General features: G+C 53.3%; 18 protein-coding genes, 1 tRNA gene and 2 pseudogenes. 9 read left to right on the top strand and 12 right to left on the bottom strand.

Annotated features, from left to right (window positions below):
* Positions 1-22: 22 nt before the first annotated feature.
* The gene (locus EC919_RS20785) at positions 23-919 is read right to left on the bottom strand and encodes a chemotaxis protein CheV (RefSeq protein WP_133776225.1); all 897 of its coding nucleotides are present in this window, start codon (positions 917-919) and stop codon (positions 23-25) included.
* A 287-nt stretch (positions 920-1,206) separates the two neighbouring features.
* Between EC919_RS20785 and hmpA the strand changes: the two genes are divergently transcribed.
* The 7 genes from hmpA to cyoE all read left to right on the top strand — a co-directional run bounded on the left by hmpA (position 1,207) and on the right by cyoE (position 8,547).
* A complete protein-coding gene (gene hmpA, locus EC919_RS20780) occupies positions 1,207-2,388 on the top strand; it encodes an NO-inducible flavohemoprotein (protein WP_133776224.1) in 1,182 nt (393 codons plus the stop codon).
* A gap of 336 nt (positions 2,389-2,724) precedes the next feature.
* Complete coding sequence (locus EC919_RS20775; protein ID WP_133776223.1) at positions 2,725-3,234, top strand: disulfide bond formation protein B; 510 nt, start codon at positions 2,725-2,727, stop codon at positions 3,232-3,234.
* 470 nt (positions 3,235-3,704) lie between these two features.
* Positions 3,705-4,640, top strand: coding sequence for a ubiquinol oxidase subunit II (gene cyoA, locus EC919_RS20770; protein WP_133776222.1), 936 nt, complete (start codon positions 3,705-3,707; stop codon positions 4,638-4,640).
* 3 nt (positions 4,641-4,643) lie between these two features.
* A complete protein-coding gene (gene cyoB / locus EC919_RS20765; protein ID WP_133776221.1) occupies positions 4,644-6,662 on the top strand; it encodes a cytochrome o ubiquinol oxidase subunit I in 2,019 nt (672 codons plus the stop codon).
* 3 nt (positions 6,663-6,665) lie between these two features.
* Positions 6,666-7,298 (top strand): cytochrome o ubiquinol oxidase subunit III, encoded by a 633-nt coding sequence (locus EC919_RS20760; protein WP_074886388.1) that lies wholly within the window; start codon positions 6,666-6,668, stop codon positions 7,296-7,298.
* Positions 7,299-7,646, top strand: a complete 348-nt coding sequence (gene cyoD / locus EC919_RS20755; protein WP_108120862.1) for a cytochrome o ubiquinol oxidase subunit IV — start codon at positions 7,299-7,301, stop codon at positions 7,644-7,646.
* Between the two features lie 10 nt (positions 7,647-7,656).
* The gene (gene cyoE, locus EC919_RS20750) at positions 7,657-8,547 is read left to right on the top strand and encodes a heme o synthase (RefSeq protein ID WP_133776220.1); all 891 of its coding nucleotides are present in this window, start codon (positions 7,657-7,659) and stop codon (positions 8,545-8,547) included.
* Between the two features lie 80 nt (positions 8,548-8,627).
* Here cyoE and EC919_RS20745 read toward each other — a convergent pair whose 3' ends face one another.
* From EC919_RS20745 to EC919_RS20710, 8 genes and pseudogenes are all read right to left on the bottom strand, one after another.
* A complete protein-coding gene (locus EC919_RS20745; protein ID WP_133776219.1) occupies positions 8,628-9,614 on the bottom strand; it encodes an ATPase in 987 nt (328 codons plus the stop codon).
* Between the two features lie 49 nt (positions 9,615-9,663).
* A complete protein-coding gene (locus EC919_RS20740) occupies positions 9,664-10,449 on the bottom strand; it encodes a transporter substrate-binding domain-containing protein (protein WP_133776218.1) in 786 nt (261 codons plus the stop codon).
* Positions 10,450-10,516: 67 nt separating this feature from the next.
* Positions 10,517-11,140, bottom strand: a complete 624-nt coding sequence (locus tag EC919_RS20735) for a DedA family protein (RefSeq protein ID WP_133776217.1) — start codon at positions 11,138-11,140, stop codon at positions 10,517-10,519.
* 255 nt (positions 11,141-11,395) lie between these two features.
* Entirely contained in the window at positions 11,396-11,824 is a 429-nt protein-coding gene (locus tag EC919_RS20730) for a type VI secretion system amidase immunity protein Tai4 (protein ID WP_133776216.1), read from the bottom strand.
* Positions 11,824-12,324, bottom strand: coding sequence for a type VI secretion system amidase effector protein Tae4 (locus tag EC919_RS20725; RefSeq protein ID WP_133776215.1), 501 nt, complete (start codon positions 12,322-12,324; stop codon positions 11,824-11,826). Before EC919_RS20725 ends, EC919_RS20730 begins: the two co-directional genes overlap by 1 nt.
* A 55-nt stretch (positions 12,325-12,379) precedes the next feature.
* Positions 12,380-12,868, bottom strand: coding sequence for an Hcp family type VI secretion system effector (locus tag EC919_RS20720; protein WP_133776214.1), 489 nt, complete (start codon positions 12,866-12,868; stop codon positions 12,380-12,382).
* A gap of 295 nt (positions 12,869-13,163) precedes the next feature.
* Positions 13,164-13,438 (bottom strand): annotated as a pseudogene (locus EC919_RS27465) (chorismate mutase); the annotation flags it as partial.
* Positions 13,439-13,961: 523 nt separating this feature from the next.
* Positions 13,962-14,090, bottom strand: a pseudogene (locus EC919_RS20710) (GPO family capsid scaffolding protein); the annotation flags it as partial.
* Positions 14,091-14,175: 85 nt separating this feature from the next.
* On the opposite strand from EC919_RS20710, the gene EC919_RS20705 reads away from it, so the two are divergent.
* Positions 14,176-14,676 carry a hypothetical protein gene (locus tag EC919_RS20705; RefSeq protein ID WP_208295007.1) on the top strand — a complete coding sequence of 167 codons (501 nt, stop codon included), beginning with the start codon at positions 14,176-14,178 and terminating at the stop codon, positions 14,674-14,676.
* 312 nt (positions 14,677-14,988) lie between these two features.
* Here the strand turns inward: EC919_RS20705 and EC919_RS20700 are convergent, their stop codons facing one another.
* The 3 genes from EC919_RS20700 to EC919_RS20690 all read right to left on the bottom strand — a co-directional run bounded on the left by EC919_RS20700 (position 14,989) and on the right by EC919_RS20690 (position 18,084).
* A complete protein-coding gene (locus EC919_RS20700) occupies positions 14,989-15,672 on the bottom strand; it encodes a hypothetical protein (RefSeq protein ID WP_243842304.1) in 684 nt (227 codons plus the stop codon).
* A 628-nt stretch (positions 15,673-16,300) separates the two neighbouring features.
* Positions 16,301-17,623, bottom strand: coding sequence for a HEPN domain-containing protein (locus EC919_RS20695; protein WP_133776213.1), 1,323 nt, complete (start codon positions 17,621-17,623; stop codon positions 16,301-16,303).
* Between the two features lie 376 nt (positions 17,624-17,999).
* Positions 18,000-18,084: transfer RNA gene (locus EC919_RS20690), tRNA-Leu, on the bottom strand.
* A 108-nt stretch (positions 18,085-18,192) separates the two neighbouring features.
* On the opposite strand from EC919_RS20690, the gene queA reads away from it, so the two are divergent.
* Positions 18,193-19,272 carry a tRNA preQ1(34) S-adenosylmethionine ribosyltransferase-isomerase QueA gene (queA, locus tag EC919_RS20685; protein WP_133776212.1) on the top strand — a complete coding sequence of 360 codons (1,080 nt, stop codon included), beginning with the start codon at positions 18,193-18,195 and terminating at the stop codon, positions 19,270-19,272.
* The last annotated feature ends 5 nt before the right edge of the window (positions 19,273-19,277 follow it).

Raw genomic sequence — 19,277 nt, 5'->3', positions numbered from 1 at the left:
GAGGCGTCGCCTGCGGCGGGTCTCAGATTCCCTGAGCTTCGACTGTACGGGCGGCTTCGATCAAGCATCGGGTCAGCTCGGGCGAGGAGAACTTGGTCAGAACAGCGTTGGCGCCGGCAGCACTGGCTTTCTCGGCATTCATCGCGCTGTCCAGTGAAGTGTGCAGCAACACGTACAGCTCCTGGAAATCCGGTGTTTCCCGAAGCGTTCGGGTGAGCGCGTAGCCGTCCATCTCCGACATCTCGATGTCGGACACCACCACGTTGATCTGCTGTGCGGTGCCTTGCAGGTCAAGCAACTGATCGATGGCTTCCCGCGCACTGCGGGCGGTGTGGCATTCGATCCCCAGATTGCGCAGGGTGATCACCGATTGCTGAAGCGCCACCTGACTGTCATCGACCACCAGAATGCGCGCCTTGGCCAGCACTGCGGCGTCTTCGGCACTCAGCTCGGCGCGTTCGGCGACGATCCGCGGCGGGGCGATGCCGTGGATGACCTTCTCGATGTCCAGCACCTGAACCAGCGTCCCGTCCACCTGCGTCACGCCGGTGATGAACGACTTGTTGCCGGAGCCAAAGGGCGGCGGACGAATATCGGTGGTCAGGCAGTGAACGATCTTGCTGACGGCCTGCACATGCAGGCCCTGCTTGGAGCGGCTGACATCGGTGACGATCAGGCAGCCGCCATCCGGGTCCACCAAGGGACGCTCGCCAATGGCACGGCTCAGGTCAATGACCGACAGCGGGTTGCCGCGCAACGTGGCGACGCCCTTCACGTGCGGGTGGGATTCCGGCAAACGCGTGAGGGGAGGGCAGGGGATGATCTCACTGACCTTGAGCAGGTTGATCGCCATCAGCTTTCCGCTGCGTAACGTGAACAGCAGAAGCGAGAGTGAATCTGCGCGGACGTTCTTGGACATATAAACCTTCTGTGATGCGTTGCCTGGCCGCGTGGTTTCGGCCAACAGCTTTCGATGACGGTTTATCGACCTGTGGAAGGCAGGCTTTAACCCTTTCGGTTTTTCCCGTTGCGCTGGCCGGTCAATACCCCAGTCAAATTGACTGCACAAGTGTCATTTTGACCTTCCATGCGATGGGGTCATATTGACGCTTTCTCCCCCATCCCTTGGGTTCAGGCCTTCGAACGGCTGGCACGATTCCTGAACTACCGAGGTGACGCTTGCTCATCGCTTCTCAGGAGTTCTCTATGTTGTCTGCATCGGATCGTGCCATCGTTAAATCGACAGTGCCACTGCTGGAAAGCGGCGGGGAGGCGCTGATCACCTATTTCTACAAACTGCTGCTCGACCGATACCCGCAGGTGCAACCCCTCTTCAACAAGGCTCACCAGGCCAGTGGTGATCAGCCTCGCGCACTGGCGAACGGGGTGTTGATGTACGCGCGGCACATCGATCAGCTGGACCAACTGGGCGATCTGGTCGCCAAGATCATCAACAAGCACGTGGCTCTGCAGATCCTTCCCGAGCACTATCCGCTCGTCGGCGAGTGCCTGCTGGAGTCCATCAGCACGGTGCTTGGGCGCGAGATAGCGACGCCAGAAGTGATCACCGCGTGGGGCAACGCCTACGGGCAACTGGCGAACATTCTGATGGGCGCTGAAGAAGCCATCTACCAAGAGAAAGCCCAGGCGGTGGGTGGCTGGCGTGGAGAGCGTGAATTCAAGGTGGTCGCCAAGACGCCGGAGAGCGCGGAAATCACCTCGTTCTACTTCGCGCCGGCAGACGGCCAGCCGATCCTGCCATTCACCGCCGGCCAGTACATCGGCATGCAGTTGCACGTGAACGGCGAAGAGATCCGCCGCAATTACTCGCTGTCGGCGCTGGCCGGCAACAATCATTACCGCATCAGCGTCAAGCGCGAGCCCGGCGGAGCCGCCTCCAACTATCTGCACGATCAACTGCAGGTCGGTGACAGCATCAATCTCTACCCGCCGGCTGGAGAGTTCATCCTGACCGAGAGCGACAAACCGCTGGTGCTCATCAGCGGTGGCGTCGGCATCACGCCCACCCTGACCATGCTTGAAGCGGCGTTGCCGACCCAGCGGCCGATCTATTTCATCCACTGTGCGCGCAACGGCTCGGTTCACGCCTTTCGCGACTGGATCGAAGGCCTGGCCAGTCAGCATCCTCAGCTCAAACGTTTCTATTGCTACTCGGAAGATGACGGCGTCAGCCCGGCGGCCCATGCGACCGGTGTGCTGGATCAGACGCGGCTGGAGCAGTGGTTGCCTGAGAGTCGCGATGTCGACGCCTACTTCCTGGGTCCGAAAGGCTTCATGGTAGCGATCAAGCGTCAATTGAAGGCGGCCGGTGTGCCCGATGCGCAGGCGCGCTACGAGTTCTTCGGTCCTGCCTCAGCGCTGGAATAATCGCTGCGACAATTAGACGCACCCTACATATATATAGAAAGGGTCTGTGCGGCGATCCGCCCCTGCGACAAAAAGCCGCACGTTTCTATATATAGGCAGGCAACAGAAGGGGTCACGATAGCGTTTGAATTGGAATGTTAACGCTCGGGTAATGCGGGTCTGTCCACCATTGCGCCGGTTGTGGCGGTGGACTGAGAGGCGTCGGCGTTCTGTGGCGAATCGCCCTGCATGAACGGGGTGTCATGACGGTGATAGAATCGCCGCCTTTGCGGGGCGTCCGGGCCGCAACACTCCACATCCGTCGATCCGGATGACTCCAATTCAAAGGGCATGTGAATGACTGAAGCGATGTTGTACTTGCGGCGTGAGAAGCAGTTTCTGGTAGTGCTGGGAATTATCTGCCTGGCGTTGATCGGCGGTGCCTTGTACATGCAGGTGGTGCTGGGAGAAGCGCCTTGCCCGTTGTGCATTCTGCAGCGGTATGCGCTGTTGTTCATCGCGGTGTTTGCGTTCGTTGGCGCAGCGATGCCAGGCCGCCTGAGCCTGACTATCTGCGAAGGGCTGGTGATGTTGAGCGCACTGGGCGGGCTCGTTGCGGCGGGACGTCATGTGTATATCCAGACCCATCCGACCGAGAGTTGCGGCATCGACGTGCTCCAGCCGATTGTCGACGGTCTGCCCCTGGCGTCGCTATTTCCGCTAGGCTTTCAGGTAGGTGGTTTCTGCGAGACGCCATATCCGCCAGTTCTCGGTTTGTCTCTGGCGCAGTGGGCACTGGTCGCGTTTGTGCTGACTGCGGTGCTGGTTCCGGTGGGCATTATTCGTAACCGGATGAAAGCGCGCTGATTACAAAGTGTTGCGTAACAAAGCCCCTGTGATGCTTCAACGGAACCGGGGCTTTGCGCCGTTTCAAGGTGCGACATAACACCGCATTTTTACCGATTCCGAAATTAACTGTTGCGCAGAAACTTATAGTCAATAAAACTTTACGTATCTACAATCGCCCCCAATTCACGCCCCCCCTCATTTGCGGGACGGTGTAAATCGAGGTTATTGAGCGTCTTTTCGCTCTAGTAGACGCGGTTCGAATGGCCTCCTGAGTCACGTTCTGAATGTCTGCGCCAAGGGATAGGGTCCGCATTAGCGGGTTCCACCATTCGAATAAGAAACCGAAGCTCAACCCGGATTTGTTGTGAGGCCCACATGCTTCCTGACAGGCCCCTTTTCAATCCAAGCATTTGCCAGCACCTGGCAGGGTGAAGTGTTGGCGGTCGAAACCCAACTGCGATGCGAAAGCTGCTTTTAGAGGTCGTGAGATGAGTAAAAAAAGGTACCCCAGGTTTTTTGGCTTCTTGGCCCTTTTCAGCATGCTCCTGCTCAGCGGGTGCGATTACACCCTGCTGGATCCAAAAGGCCATGTCGGCGTTCAAGAGCGTGACCTGATCATCACTGCTACCTTGCTGATGCTGCTGGTGGTGGTGCCGGTCATTTTCATGACCATCATCTTCGCCTGGAAGTATCGCGCTACGAACAAGAGCGCGACGTACACGCCTGACTGGGCGCATTCGACCCGCATTGAACTGGTGGTCTGGCTGGTTCCATTGGCCATCATCATCGTGCTCGGCTATGTGACCTACAAGTCGACCCACGCGCTGGACCCTTACCGCCCGCTCGAGTCGGACGTCAAGCCACTGACTATTGAAGTGGTCGCGCTGGACTGGAAATGGCTGTTCATCTATCCGGAACAGGGCATCGCCACCGTCAACAAGATCGTGTTCCCGGCCAATACGCCGATCAACTTCCGCATCACTTCCGATTCGGTCATGAACTCGTTCTTCATCCCTGCACTGGGCGGCCAGATCTACGCGATGGCCGGCATGCAAACCAAGCTGCACCTGATCGCCAATGAAAACGGCGAGTTCGATGGTATCTCTGCCAACTACAGCGGCGCAGGTTTCACTGGCATGAAATTCAAGGCGACTGCCACCTCACAGGCTGATTTCGACGCTTGGGTTGCCGACGTCAAGAATTCACCAAAACAACTGGCAACGGCCGAATACGCCGCGCTGGCCAAGCCTAGCGAACGTAACCCCGTTGAACTCTACTCCTCGGTCACTCCGAACCTGTTCCAGATCATCATCGACAAGTATGAAGGTATGAAGCCGGGCAAGATTGTCCATGAGAAGAAAGAAGTAGCAGGTACGGAAGGGATGGACATGGGTAAGAATTCAGCTGCTCAGGCAGAGGAGTAAACAATGTTTGGTAAATTAAGTCTGGACGCGATTCCGTTCCACGAGCCGATAGTCATGATCACGGTCGCCATGATCGCGATCGGTGGTGCGGCGTTGTTGGGCCTGATCACGTACTTCAAGAAGTGGACTTACCTCTACACCGAGTGGCTGACGTCCGTCGACCACAAGAAAATCGGTGTCATGTACATCATCATTGCAATGGTCATGCTGCTGCGTGGCTTTGCCGATGCCGTGCTGATGCGCTCGCAGCTGGCCATGGCCACTGAAGGCTCTCCTGGATATCTGCCGCCTGAACACTATGACCAGATCTTCACCGCTCACGGTGTGATCATGATCATCTTCATGGCGATGCCTTTCTTCACCGGCCTGATGAACATCGTCGTGCCTCTGCAGATCGGTGCTCGCGACGTTGCCTTCCCGTTCCTGAACTCCTTGAGCCTCTATCTCCTGATTTCCGGCGTGATTCTGGTCAACGTGTCTCTGGGCGTCGGCGAGTTCGCACGTACTGGCTGGGTTGCCTATCCGCCGCTGTCCGAACTGGGCTATAGCCCGGGCGTGGGTGTGGACTACTACATCTGGGCGCTTCAGCTGTCAGGACTCGGGACAACGCTAACCGGGGTCAACTTCCTGGTCACCGTTCTGAAGATGCGTACGCCTGGCATGAAACTGATGGACATGCCGATCTTCACTTGGACCTGCACCTGGGCCAACGTCCTGATCGTGGCTTCGTTCCCGATCCTGACCGGCACCCTGGCGTTCCTGACCCTCGACCGTTACCTGGACTTCCACATCTTCACGAACGAGTTGGGTGGTAACCCGATGATGTACGTGAACCTGTTCTGGGCATGGGGTCACCCTGAGGTTTACATCCTGATTCTGCCGGCGTTCGGGGTCTTCTCCGAAGTCATCTCGACGTTCACTGGCAAGCGCCTGTTCGGCCACCACTCGATGATCTATGCCTCCGGCGCGATCTCGATCCTGGGCTTCATGGTCTGGCTGCACCACTTCTTCACCATGGGTTCGGGTGCAAGCGTCAACGCCTTCTTCGGTCTGGCGACGATGCTGATCTCCATCCCGACGGGTGTGAAGCTATTCAACTGGCTGTTCACGATTTACCAGGGCCGTCTGCGCTTCACTGCGCCAGTCATGTGGACCCTGGGCTTCATGGTGACTTTCTCCATCGGTGGTATGACCGGCGTACTGCTGGCTATCCCGGGTGCTGACTTCGTTCTGCACAACAGCCTGTTCGTGATCGCGCACTTCCATAACGTGATCATCGGTGGTGCCGTGTTCGGTTACATCGCCGGCTTCGCGTTCTGGTTCCCTAAAGCGTTCGGCTTCAAGCTGAACGAGAAGTGGGGCAAGGCAGCGTTCTGGTTCTGGATCTCGGGCTTCTACGTCGCTTTCATGCCGCTGTACGCACTGGGCTTCATGGGCATGACCCGTCGTTTGAACACCACTGATAACCCGGACTGGACGCCGTACCTGCACGTCGCGTTCGTCGGTGCTTTGCTGATCGCTATCGGTATCGCCTGTCAGTTGATCCAGATCTTCGTGAGTATCCGTGACCGCGAGCAGAACCGCGATCTGACCGGTGACCCATGGAATGGCCACACCCTGGAATGGTCCACCTCGTCGCCACCTCCGTTCTACAACTTTGCAGAAATGCCGAAAGCCAACGAGATCGACCCGTGGTATGCCGCCAAGCGTGATGGCGAGGCGTACAAGGTTCCGGCCAAGTACTCCGACATCCACATGCCGAACAACACGGCAACGGGCATGATCATGGGCGGCCTGCTGACCGTGTTCGGTTTCGCGATGATCTGGCACATTTTCTGGCTGGCTGCCGTCAGCTTGATCGGCACCATCGTGTACTTCGTGATTCACGCCGCACGTGACGACCAGGGCTACATGGTTCCTGCATCCGAAGTGGCACGCATCGAAGGCGAACAGCACGCGATCCTGGCGCGCGTCCGCAACGGTCAGACAAACACTCCTGTCAACAAGCTGGAGCAGGCATAAACAATGTCGAACTTAGTATTTGATGGTGCGAAGGGTCACGACCACGGTCATGACCACGAGCACGACCATGGTCACCATGACGCCGGCGAGATGAAGATCTACGGTTTCTGGATCTACCTGATGACCGACTGCATTCTGTTTGCGTCGATCTTCGCCATTTACGCGGTACTGGTTAACAACGTAGCGGGTGGTCCTGCGGGCCACGACATCTTCGAACTGCCTTACGTGCTTGGCGAAACCGCCTGCCTGTTGCTCAGCTCGATCACCTACGGCTTCGCCATGCTGGCGATGCACAAGGGCAACAAGTCGGGCGTTCTGGGCTGGTTGTTCGTGACCTTCCTGTTCGGCCTGGGCTTCATCGGCATGGAGATCAACGAGTTCCACCTGCTGATCTCCGAAGGCTACGGGCCTAACCGCAGCGGTTTCCTGTCGGCGTTCTTCACGCTGGTCGGCACCCACGGTCTGCACGTGACCAGCGGCCTGATCTGGATGGCGATCATGATGTACCAGGTCTCCAAGCACGGTCTGACCGGGACCAACCAGACTCGCCTGAGCATGCTCAGTCTGTTCTGGCACTTCCTGGACGTTGTCTGGATCTGTGTGTTCACCGTTGTCTATCTGATGGGGACCATTTAAATGGCGAATTCACATCACTCCCATGACGCTGCCAGCCATGAGCCTGCCAGCCACGGCAGCTTCAAGTCGTACATGGTCGGTTTCGTACTGTCGATCATCCTGACCGCGATCCCTTTCGGTCTGGTGATGTTCCCGACGATCTCGAAAGTGGCCACACTGTGGGTCGTTCTGATCTTTGCAGTCGTGCAGGTTATCGTTCACCTGGTGTACTTCCTGCACCTTGACCGCTCGGCAGCGCAGCGCAATAACGTGATCGCGTTTGCCTTCGCTGGCCTTGTGATCGTGCTGCTGGTGGGCTTGAGCACCTGGATCATGTTCAGCATCCACACCGCCATGATGGCGAAGTGAGGAAGACCTGATGTCACTGAAGCACTTTATCCAAATCACCAAACCGGGGATCATTTTCGGTAACGTGCTTTCGGTGGCAGGTGGCTTTTTTCTGGCTTCCAAGGGACATGTCGACATCGGCCTGTTCCTGGCAGCCATAATCGGGACTTCACTGGTGGTGGCTTCTGGCTGCGTGTTCAACAACTGCATCGATCGCGATATCGATGTGAAGATGGAGCGCACCAAGAATCGGGTGCTGGTGCAAGGGTTGGTGTCAGTGAAGCTGGCACTGATCTATGCCACCGTGCTGGGCGTTGTCGGCGTTGGCCTGCTGTACACCAAGGCCAACGCACTGGCGGCGCTGTTTGCCGTGATCGGTTTCGTGATCTACGTCGGCTTCTACAGCCTGTACCTGAAGCGCAGATCGGTTCATGGCACGTTGGTGGGCAGCCTGTCTGGCGCGATGCCGCCGGTCATTGGTTACGTCGCGGTCAGCAATACCTTCGACCTTGCGGCGTTGACCCTACTGGTGATGTTCAGCCTGTGGCAGATGCCTCACTCGTACGCCATCGCGATTTTCCGCTTCAACGACTATCGGGCTGCCTCGATTCCGGTCCTGCCGGTCAAGCGCGGTATCCGGGTCGCCAAGCGGCACATCCTGATTTACATCCTGGCTTTCCTGCTGGCGACCTTGATGCTGACCTTCGGCGGCTACGCCGGGCTCAATTATCTGGCCGTTGCGGCGGCGATGGGCATGTACTGGTTGTACATGGCCTGGACCGGCTACAAAGCCAAAGACGATACTGTTTGGGCACGCAAGCTGTTCGTGTTCTCCATCTTCACGATCACTGCCTTGAGCGTGGCCATGTCGCTGGATTTTCAGGTAACTAAGGAACTGTTGGTCACATACGCAGCGCCTTAGTGGCTTGAATGAAACGAAAAAAAACCCGGTTGCTCGCGAGAGGAACCGGGTTTTTTTTCGAGCTGAGTAAAGTCTCTGGTTTAGCTGGTTGGCCCTTTGGCGGAGGCCTCTTCGGGGTCTTTTGCCGGCCCGAGGACGATGGCCAGATGGCGCAAGTCTTCGATCTCCACGCTGACGCTTTTCCCGGAAGGGCTGGCGACCAGTGTGCCCAGGGCAAAGACCGTGAAGAAGCGCACCTCATCGGCGTGGCTCAGCAGTTCGCTGAGGTAGCGGCTGGAGCGGTAAGCCAGCATCTGCGCGGGTGACACGTATAAAGTCACCAGCTTGCCTTGCAGGCGATCAAAGAACTTGAATTTGAAGCCTGTCCCGTAGCGCTCCACCAGCCCGCCGCCATAGAGCACGCGACGCTCGTCATTGAGCAGCGCGAACTTGATGTGGCGGAAATAGGCGCGCAAGGACACCTCGCCCTGCCCTGGAATGCGCAGGGTCAACAGCGCGAGTTCTTCCTTGCTCAAGGAGGCCTGGGCCTGACGAAAGCTGTCGACCAGACGCTCCAGATTGCTGGTGCGGTTCTGCTTGTCCTGCCTGGTCTTCAGCGTGTCGGCAGGGACCGCGATATCGTCGGCCTTTTCAGGCGCCACGTTGTCAGGCTTGCCTTTGGGCGGCGCAGGTTTAACGCGGTCGTTGATCGTCGGATCAAAGACGTCAATGTAATCATCCAGCTTGCGCTTGACCTTTCGCAGCTCGCTTTCAGCGTCGGTTTCGTCCGCCTGCGCAACCGTCGTTTCGATGGCCTCATCCACCCATTCGCAATCGGCATGATGTTCGTAGTTCGGGTTGGCCCGGTAATGCGCGGCGACGAAGGTCGGATGCTCCTGAGGCTTCACGTCGTAGCGTACCCCGGTGACTTTGACACCCAGGGCGCGACACGGCTCGGAAGAGCACAGAAAACTGAAACGCGCCCGAGGTGGTTCTTGAGAAAAATACTCCCGCCGCGCCGCCACGATGGAAAGCTCTTCCTGCAGCTCGACGCAAAATGCGCGAGTAATGGTTCTGTTGGTTTTCATGGATACGGCGGGGTCCTGTGCCGAAGTCTTGCGGGCATGCTGCGCTCTGTCACTCGTTGGGCATCGCCAGCCATTCGCCGACCACTTTCTTGTAAGCGCCGGTGGCTTTGGAGAGATGCAGCCATTGGTCGACATAGGCCTTCCAGGCCACGTCATCCCGCGGCAGCAAATAGGCCTTTTCGCCGTACTGCATGTAATTCGACGGATTGACCGTACACAGGCCGGGCATGCGTTTCTGCTGATACAGCGCTTCGGACGCGTCGGTGACCATCACGTCGGCTTGCTTGTCGAGCAACTGCTGGAAAATGGTCTTGTTGTCGTGGAACGCCAGACTGGCGTTGGGCAGGTAGGCGTGGGCAAACGCTTCGTTGGTGCCGCCCTGAGGTTCGATCAAGCGAACGCCGGGCTGATTGATCTGCTCGAGGGTCTGGTACTTCGACTCGTCTTCGCAGCGCACCAGCGGCACCTTGCCGTCGATGTCCAGCGTGCTGCTGAACGCCGCCTTCTTCTGGCGCTCAAGGGTGACCGAAATGCCGCCGACGGCGATGTCGCATTTGCCGGCCGTGAAATCGGGCATGAGGGTTTTCCAGGTGGTCGGGACCCACTCGATCTTCACGCCCAGGCTCTGCGCCAGCGACTGGGCCAGTTCGATGTCGATGCCTTCGTACTGGCCGTCGGGCTTGAGAAACGTGTAAGGCTTGTAATCCCCGGTCGTGCAAACGGCCAGCTGACCCTTCTGCATCACAGTGTCCAGGTGCGACGGCGCCTCAACGGCCTGTACCTCTGCAACGCTGATCATGCCCAACAGCAAACCGGCGGTGATACGTGTCTTCATCGAGTCGATCCCTCTGCGTCAAATGCCTGTCTGCCGTTATAGAGGCGGTCGCCGCAGATGGGAAGCGTTATCCCGCAGAGGAGGGCGGGACGTCTTTCGCGCGCTTGGCAGCCTGCCGCGCAGGACGTGTCTTCGCCCGACGATGTCGATACAACGCGACGGCTGCTCCCACCACGACCACGCCGATGAAGATCGGCAGGCGATAGGGTTTCAGGTTGCCGAGCATGTTCTCCAGGAAGCCGCCCGCCCAGTAACCCGCAGCCAGAAACAGACTCGCCCAGACCGCCGCGCCGATCAGGTTGATGATTGCGAAACGGATGGGCGACAAGCGACTTGCGCCGATGACCAGAGGCCCGATCAGGCGCATGCCATAGAGGAATCTCACCGAGAAAATGGACGCCGTGGGGTAACGCTTGATCAGGTCGGACACGCGATCGATGGTCGCTTGCTGACGGTGCAAGCGTGGCAGCAGGCGTGGCCCGAAGTAGCGCCCGGTCCAGAACAGAATCTGATCTCCGAGCATCCCGCCCAACGTGGCGTAGATGAGCACTTGCTGCCATTGCAGTACGTGCTGGTGCGCCGCCAGCCCGCCGAGGATCAGGATGGTTTCCCCTTCCAGCAGACAGCCGATGAACACGGCCCAGTACCCGTAGTTTGAAAGCAGATAGTTGAAGTCGATGTGTTCGAACATGGAAGGCCGGTGGTTTTAGGTGAATGGCTGACCGCTGGAGCATCCAGCAGTGTGCGCGCCTCGGGACGTATCGCACGGCTTTCGACCGAAGCGGGTCGTCATCGGTTCGGTCGCATTGAGTCGAATCTTCCGGCGCAGCGCCCCAAATTCCGGCTCCTGACTCTTCGATTTTTCTGAAAACCAAATCGCGCCCACAAAAAACCGGCTCAAATCTGGCCGGTTTTTTTGTGCTTCAAGTCATGATAAATCCAAGAATTAAGGGTTATCTTGCTTGTAGGTGTGATCGGGGTTGATAACAACTTTCTTTGCGAGGGCGTCTAGTTCTTTACTGTGATACAGATCCAGGCATTTCAAAAAGTCGAACCTGACACCTTTAACCTCAGCCTCAACTAATGGGTTTTTATAACTCCTGCCCAGATAGCTATTTACCAAGGCTTTGACTTCGTCCGGACTTTTTTCCAAGTCGTAATACGTCCAGTCTCGCAACGCGCTAACACTACTGCCGGCGTCTGTCGCTGCGTTCTTGTCACCCTTGTAAGCGTTCGCCACACACGTTGCGAGCACCATATCCTTGTAGTTTTGTCCGTAGCTTTGCCCGATGCTTTGTGGAGAGGAGGGACGATCAGTGGCGAAGGCCAGAGACGCTGCAAGCATAATAGTTAAGAAACCCAGGAAATGTCTCATCAGCTTAAGCCCCAAAAGTTTGCCTGATCTGTATGGTAATTGACACCTGGCTCATTGAAATAACAGTGATCGTAGCAGGTATTACCGTCAAACAAAGTCGCATGACCTTGCGCATCATACCAGCCGGACACCTCAAAAAGTATAACGCCCTTTTTTCCAGCCAGTGCGCCGCCGCCAGAAGGAGGATATTTAACTACATCCGGCTTACCCCACTTAGCCTCCAAGAAGGTGATTAAGTTCTTTACCCGAAAAAAATATTGCCGCTGATCTGCACCAGATACGGTCTGCCCCGGTATTTTTGGAATAATGAACCCTGCATGATTTAAAATGTAGCTCATGCGTACCGCGCAGGTGTTAGTCCATTTTTGAGAGGGTTCTGAATTGTTAATATTTTTTTCAACATATCCCCCTATCAACGTCGCAACCCTTTGTCCTGAGTTGACTGGATCGTAAATTTGTTGCGACGCAGCCCAGGCAGCTGCAAAAAAAGGCCTAGTCATTATTCATCCTTAATAATATAAGCCATTGATGGAGTATCTATAAAAAGCATTGGCATCAAGAATAGATTTTGTTATTGATGCGATCCCATCCACCTGAGACATTGCCTGCTCCACTGCCATCGGCGCGGCTTTGCTGGGTATAAGTGGTTTTTATCCTTCCGTAGTTCAGGCTGATGGTTTCACTCGGAACACCATCATTAGCATTTTGCGAGTAATTAGAAATAATCACCTCCTCCAATGTAATTTCAAAATATTTGAGCTTATCACCTCCTGCCCGGTGTAACATAAGAACTACTTGGCTCAAGTGTTTTCCCGAGCATACGGCTTCGATTATCTTGCAACTAGCCTTATCTAAAGATTTTGTAAATGTGAAATCGCTGAGTGAAGTCCGTCCTGAGGATGCGCCTCCAGAAGAACTGGCAGTAGCTGAAGTGCTTTGGTGCATCCCAAAGCCATATCCAGTTATCTCGATGCAGTCTTTGTACTTGTCGTCTAGTGCTTCACCTGGAATGCCTTCAATTTTTACATATGCGTCAAATGCCATTGCAGAATTCCCTTTGCGAGTAATGAATTTTTTAGTTAGAGCGCTTTAACATTGATAAGTTGCTTTTAGCTCAAAAGCAACTATCACATTAGCCAAAGTAGCATCTTGCCTGACGTACCGGCAAGAATTGAGAAATTGTAGATGTGAGGAGCTCCTTACGCAACAAGGCCAGTGCGCCGAACCACCGGGAGTATTGATATTAACGAGATCTTGCTGCGGCCGACGTCGCGGGACTTTTGATGGGGGCGGGTATTGCGGCTGGGGTGGTTAGGTCGCGATACCGCATTTTCCATGCTGCATGAGTCGACACCTCTTCTTCGATGAACGCTGCAATCATTGCTCGGTATACCTTCTCCACCACCTCTGCTGAGGTCCCGCACTCCTCAGCGCCCGCTCACACTTTCGCAATCACGTCCTCAACCCTCGAGGGAGCCTTGACCTCTGCTGTCGTCTTTTTAAATGCCTCCACCTGATAACCAGCTTTCCGCGCCGGGCGAGCAATGACACGTGGTCACGGTCACTGCGGTCGATGTGGTGCCGGAGTTCTTCAATCAATGTGCAGGTGATCATAGTCAGTTCTCGTCTTTGAGCTGGTGTTTCATGGAGGCGATATATTTGGCAAAGCCGAAGCACCGAAGTTTGAAAACTGGCTGCGTGCCATCGTTGTCAATCATACTCATTGTACATATTGATGCTAGTAGAGAGGCTTCTGAGCTTTTCGTCAGACATTACCTACAGACAAAACGACTAGGTACGGGAGCGGTTACGCGAGCACTGGAAAGAGGTGCTTTTGAACTACTTTAGTTTTGAGGTATGGCACCCGGCGCATTCCCGGCAAAAGGCAGTCCTAATAAGCGCACTCGTTGCGTCAGTGGGACCTGTTTGAATCGGGAAGAGCCAGTGCGACCACCCTAAATTTTGCGGCGTGCCACCCGACGCATCCCAAGCTAAAGCCAGTCCCGATAGGTGCGCGCAATGTTTTGGCAGGGCCGGCCTCAACCGGGAAGAGGCCGGTTTGAGCGCCATCAGATTTGCAGAGGACGCATACGGCTATCTGCGGCGCCAGTGATGAATTAAAGGCATGGGCCATAACGGTGAACAGATTGTCTTGGGACTGTTTGCGTGCCTTGAGCGGGCTGGCGTCGGGGTGCTGAGCGGAAAACGCGAGCATTTCCGTGCCCAGGCTGGCGGGGGTATCAGTGACGCCCAAGCCCATCAGGTAGAAGAAGGAAAAAATTGAGCTAGCGGCTCAACAGCATTCGATTAAAAACAAGATAGTGTCTATTGACAAGCTCAGATTGAGAATTGTGAAAAAGAACCATCAGCTTGTAGAACAAGCCAACGAACTGGTATTAAAAAAAGCAGTGCTTAATAAGGAGTTCGGTGATGCTAAAGTAGACGTGGAGGCTTTGAAGGATCAGCAGCGTCTGCTTGAAGAACAGAACAAGTCATTGCTAGATAATATTGAAGCAAACGAAAAAGTTCTAGGGGACCGTGTACATTCTGTAGAAAAAGCTATTGCACTGTTGGCTCATACAGCTCGGGAACAACAAGATATGAGGCGTGTTTTTGCAGAATTTAAAGAGTCTAACTTTAATATGCTTAAGTCTCTATCACCAAGCGAGCGAGTTTATTATATGTATAACATACGTGAGCGTCTAGCTCGTGAGGGTGTTGATGTTTCTGGCGGGAAAATACTCAACCGAACTGATAGTGTTAAACTTAGTGTTTCTGACGCTTACAATAGCTTGAAGAAGTTTGTCTCAAAAAGAAAGCCAGCAGTCAAAGAGCCAAAGCCAAAAAATTGATATTCCTTATGCAGACGGCATTTTATAAATGCCAAGTATATGAAAAGACCGCCTTGTAGGCGGTTATTTTGAATTCGAGGATTATCCGAAAATGATAATGAATGCTTTGGATTTTTCCGATTCTTCTGGCTTTTTTTCTGTGGTTGATTTTCTTTCTTTTATTAAATCATATTCTATGTACTCAGGGCGGTTTCCTTTATTGTGTACTTGCCAGCCTTTTTTAATTAACGCCGCTTCCTCAAGCTTTTTAAACGCTATGTAAATCTGCTCATTTTGGTGCTTTCTTTCAGTATATGATTCTAAGCCAAAGCGTTAAATCATTGCGTTGAAATACATTTTTGTATAGACGCTGTTAGCTAGCATGTGTATATAAGCGTTTGCGGAAACAGGGCCAAGCAAATTGAGCTTTGCCATTGAAATCATGCCAATGAAATTTAATTCTTTACTTTCTTTTCTCACGGAGCATACAAACTCAAATCCAACTTTGAGTGTGAAGTTTTTGAGTTCAAAGTTGTAATTTTCTTCATGGTCTTGGTTGTGTGTTGTTAGCTCGTAGAAAGGTCTTGTTTTTATTACGGTCCAATCTTTTGTTTTTGCGAACGTCATTTCAGATATTGTATTTAGTATAGATACAAGCGTTCTTCTCTTTTCGGTTTTTCTGTGGAGTCCGGGCTTTAGCCCTATAAGGTTATATACTTCGTCCACAGAGAAAGTTTGAATGTAGTCTGCAAACTGGTCTGTGTTTATATCTTGGTTGTTGTCTATAAGTTTGAGAATTGCTAGGAAAACCTTGTAGTCAAAATATGAAAGCCTAACCATTTCTATATGAAAGTCTTTCATGTCGCCTAGCTGTATTTTTCTCGTTTTTGTTCTTGTTTCGCCTCTAGTTTTGCTGAAAAGAGCTAAGCTCATAAAGGTCTTTACGATTGGAATTATACCGCCAGCGGTGTAGATATGAGTTAATCCATAATCCTTTTCTTTTGAGTACTCTTGCATGGTATGTTTTTTTATTGTGGATATTCATTGTTGCATTTTAAAATGCCTTGTCAAGTTTTCCGACTTTAAATATCTGAAAGTGTCATTGTGATTTGATAAAGAAGGTTCCTCAAAGGTGCGGAGTTTTTAGGACTAAACCACGACCATCGATAGGACCAAGACACGACCTTGATAGGACTAAACCGCGACTTTCCTATATATATAAATAAGTATTATAAATAATAAAATCTTAAGAAAGGTGAAATTGAAAATTCACTTTACTTCCAATGACTTAGAGATGTTAAGGCAAATGGCAAAAGCTCACACCATTCTGGTGCGCTTCGCGCTTGAAAGGCTGAAGGGAAGGGCAGAGCGTCAGGTTTGACGTTCTAAAGGTCCTTTACGACGATTAAATCTGTTCTGGCGTTAAATTGCATGAACGACAAAAATAACAGCCTAAAAACCCTATTTCTGTTTTAAAAACTGAACCATACAAACGGCATTTATGCCGCCCAGAACGATTCGCTATATTTAAAGATCTTGTTCGGCTCATAAAGACACGGGTACAAGTCCCCGCGCCTTTAAGCGCCTTGACCAAAAGCTAGGTAAACGATAAATAGCAACTAAACAGAACTCGCAGTTAGAGAGATTAAGGTTGTTCGGGCGTTTCGCCCACGGTAGAAATTGGTAATATCGAAGGTGCTTTTAGTATTGCCTTTTGAGCAAGTTCTTTTAGATCATTCAAGGGCTTACTTCCAAAATGCTTTGTGTACCTTTGGTGCTTCGGCCATTCGGAAATATATCGACTTCCACCATGAACGAGCTCATTTCTTAAATCAAAAAGCCATGACGCTTTTTCTTTGAGTTTTTCATCTATTCCGAGATTGCCCACCCCAGCTATGATAGACGCCTCTACAGAACCGCGCTGCCCAAATAGGGCGTCAAGTGCAATAAAATAATTGATATATGATTCAATGTCTTCAGAGTTCATGGCTCGATTGAAAAAGTTTACGGATTTTTTTATACGCTGTTTATAATCGGTAGGGCATTTATTAAGCGACACGTACCACTCTGTTACTTTTTTGGTTAAGTTTTCTGTAATTATAATGTCTGATGCGTAAAATGGAGAGAGCGCGCCGCAATCACTAAGAGTTAATAAGTTGTCAGGCGTAGTTTCATGAGGGAGTTGTATGCAGTAAGTATAAGGTTGGGCCATTGATTTGTTGTAGCCGTATCTCGAAAGCTCTGAAGCGTGAGCGAAAAGTACAGTAATAAACATTCTGAACTTTAAACTACTTGCGAATTTAGCTCCTTTTTGTGTTCCGTAATCTTCCCCGATTAAGACATAATTGAACCCATAGCCGCCATTGAATGAAAAGTTGCTATTGGCTGTGAACGGTGAGCTTGGTGTCCAGCTATCAAAAATATATCCTCCTCCGGAGAAATTATTCCAAGCCGCATCATCGCTACATGAAATTAGATGCAATCCCTCTTCAGGAAGGGAAAGAGATGGCCCTTTAAATCTGGGCAGGGGGTAAATCGTGCACCTTTTCCCTATTACGCTTCTAAGATTTTGTTTGATTTCTTCCAGAATTGTTTTGGTGAATTCGGTAACTGATACAGCACCCCTACATTCAAAAAGGTTTGGCTTTCTTCCAAAAGCTACATCGTCACCATTGAAAAGCGGTGAATCTAAACAAACTTTCTGTAATGTTGAAGTGACAATGTTATCAACGGACTCGGTATCACAGTCTTTGAACTCCTGTTCGGTTTCGATGATAAGAGCTGTTACAGTATCAATGGCATTGAAGGTCTCTGGGCTGTACCACCAATTGAGTCCAATTCCACCCGAGAAAGTAAACGGCTTTCCTCTCCCTGCAAAAAACTGCGCTCCGGGCATTGTGTCCTCAGCGTTGGGCCTCAGAAGAATTGAGCGCATGAGTCTTGCTACGTGAGCCTGTACTCGATCCATCGGGGAATCTCCACTCCAATTTGGTCCCTTAGCTTGCCATAGTCATTCGTTGGGTGGTTGGGCGATAGGACGAAGGCCACGCTTTCGCTTCTGTTAAGTCTATGCAGATCAAGCGAGGGAGTGAATTTGCCAAATTGGATGCATTAGAAAGTCGCCGCGAATGCGTGGCTTGGCAGGTCGGATATGTAAGCAGGCTGTCAGGTATGTCACTGATGTTAAGGGTGCAAACCACTACCAGAATGGCAGGCTGTTGCGAGCCTGAGCGAAGCGTAAATGAGGGTGAAAAGAGGGGAAAAGGATAGATTTTTTGGATAGAAAAAGGGGTAGAAATTTCTTTCTACCCCTCATCTAAGTCCTTGATTTACAAGGATTTGTGTGGTGCCCCGAGGGAGAATCGAACTCCCACTTCTTTCGAAAACGGATTTTGAATCCGCCGCGTCTACCAATTCCGCCATCAGGGCTCAATGGCGGCGAAGTATAGAGACGAGCCTACCGTTGGTCAATCATGTTTCATGGTCAATTTTCACTTATTCGGCTAAACTTCCCGGCCCTGCTAGACGAACCCCATCATGCGTGTCGCTGACTTTACCTTCGAGCTCCCGGATTCATTGATCGCTCGCCATCCTTTGGCGGAGCGACGCAGCAGCCGTTTGCTGACCCTCGACGGGCCAAGCGGCGCGCTGGCACACCGCCAATTCACTGATTTGCTGGAGCATTTGCGCCCTGGCGATCTGATGGTCTTCAACAACACCCGGGTAATTCCGGCGCGGCTGTTCGGGCAGAAAGCCTCGGGCGGCAAGCTGGAAATCCTCGTTGAGCGCGTTCTCGATCGGCACCGTGTGCTGGCCCATGTGCGCTCCAGCAAGTCGCCCAAGCCGGGTTCGACGATTCTCATCGATGGCGGTGGCGAGGCCGAAATGGTCGCGCGCCATGATGCGTTGTTCGAGCTGCGGTTTGCCGATCCGGTGCTGCCGTTGCTCGAACGCGTCGGGCACATGCCGTTGCCTCCTTATATAGACCGCCCGGATGACGATGCCGACCGAGAGCGCTATCAGACCGTGTACGCCCAGCGCGCCGGTGCGGTGGCGGCGCCGACGGCAGGTCTGCATTTCGACCGGACCATGATGGACGCGATTGCCGAGAAGGGCGTCGAGACCGCATTCGTGACGCTGCACGTCGGCGCGGGTACGTTCCAGCCGGTGCGCGTTGAGCGCATTGAAGACCACCACATGCACAATGAGTGGCTGGAAGTCACTCAGGAAGTGGTCGACGCCGTGGCCGCCTGCCGCGCACGCGGTGGTCGGGTGATCGCCGTGGGCACGACCAGCGTGCGTTCGCTGGAAAGTGCCGCACGCGATGGCGTGCTCAAGCCCTTCAGCGGCGACACCGATATCTTTATCTACCCAGGCCGACCCTTTCATGTGGTCGACGCGCTGGTCACCAACTTCCATTTGCCGGAATCGACGCTGTTGATGCTGGTCTCGGCATTCGCCGGTTACCCCGAAACCATGGCGGCCTATGCGGCTGCGGTGGAGCATGGTTACCGCTTCTTCAGTTACGGGGATGCCATGTTCATCACCCGCAATCCCGCGCCGACCGCTCCCAGGGAATCAACCCCGACGGAATCGGCCCCAGAGGATCAAGCATGAGTCGC

Source organism: Pseudomonas graminis (genome assembly GCF_004364335.1).
Classification (GTDB): Bacteria; Pseudomonadota; Gammaproteobacteria; order Pseudomonadales; family Pseudomonadaceae; genus Aquipseudomonas; species Aquipseudomonas graminis_D.
Note: the sequence above shows the minus strand (reverse complement) of the source record. Positions and strands in the feature narration are given on the sequence as shown.

Bases quoted from the DNA above. Each gene is read 5' to 3' on its own strand.
- EC919_RS20720 (WP_133776214.1), bottom strand. From the start codon at position 12,868: ATGGCATTTGACGCATATGTAAAAATTGAAGGCATTCCAGGTGAAGCA.
- EC919_RS20740 (WP_133776218.1), bottom strand. From the start codon at position 10,449: ATGAAGACACGTATCACCGCCGGTTTGCTGTTGGGCATGATCAGCGTT.
- cyoD (WP_108120862.1), top strand. From the start codon at position 7,299: ATGGCGAATTCACATCACTCCCATGACGCTGCCAGCCATGAGCCTGCC.
- cyoE (WP_133776220.1), top strand. From the start codon at position 7,657: ATGTCACTGAAGCACTTTATCCAAATCACCAAACCGGGGATCATTTTC.
- hmpA (WP_133776224.1), top strand. From the start codon at position 1,207: ATGTTGTCTGCATCGGATCGTGCCATCGTTAAATCGACAGTGCCACTG.
- EC919_RS20700 (WP_243842304.1), bottom strand. From the start codon at position 15,672: ATGCAAGAGTACTCAAAAGAAAAGGATTATGGATTAACTCATATCTAC.
- cyoB (WP_133776221.1), top strand. From the start codon at position 4,644: ATGTTTGGTAAATTAAGTCTGGACGCGATTCCGTTCCACGAGCCGATA.
- EC919_RS20730 (WP_133776216.1), bottom strand. From the start codon at position 11,824: ATGAGACATTTCCTGGGTTTCTTAACTATTATGCTTGCAGCGTCTCTG.
- queA (WP_133776212.1), top strand. From the start codon at position 18,193: ATGCGTGTCGCTGACTTTACCTTCGAGCTCCCGGATTCATTGATCGCT.
- cyoA (WP_133776222.1), top strand. From the start codon at position 3,705: ATGAGTAAAAAAAGGTACCCCAGGTTTTTTGGCTTCTTGGCCCTTTTC.
- EC919_RS20745 (WP_133776219.1), bottom strand. From the start codon at position 9,614: ATGAAAACCAACAGAACCATTACTCGCGCATTTTGCGTCGAGCTGCAG.
- EC919_RS20735 (WP_133776217.1), bottom strand. From the start codon at position 11,140: ATGTTCGAACACATCGACTTCAACTATCTGCTTTCAAACTACGGGTAC.
- EC919_RS20695 (WP_133776213.1), bottom strand. From the start codon at position 17,623: ATGGATCGAGTACAGGCTCACGTAGCAAGACTCATGCGCTCAATTCTT.
- EC919_RS20775 (WP_133776223.1), top strand. From the start codon at position 2,725: ATGACTGAAGCGATGTTGTACTTGCGGCGTGAGAAGCAGTTTCTGGTA.
- EC919_RS20725 (WP_133776215.1), bottom strand. From the start codon at position 12,324: ATGACTAGGCCTTTTTTTGCAGCTGCCTGGGCTGCGTCGCAACAAATT.
- EC919_RS20760 (WP_074886388.1), top strand. From the start codon at position 6,666: ATGTCGAACTTAGTATTTGATGGTGCGAAGGGTCACGACCACGGTCAT.
- EC919_RS20785 (WP_133776225.1), bottom strand. From the start codon at position 919: ATGTCCAAGAACGTCCGCGCAGATTCACTCTCGCTTCTGCTGTTCACG.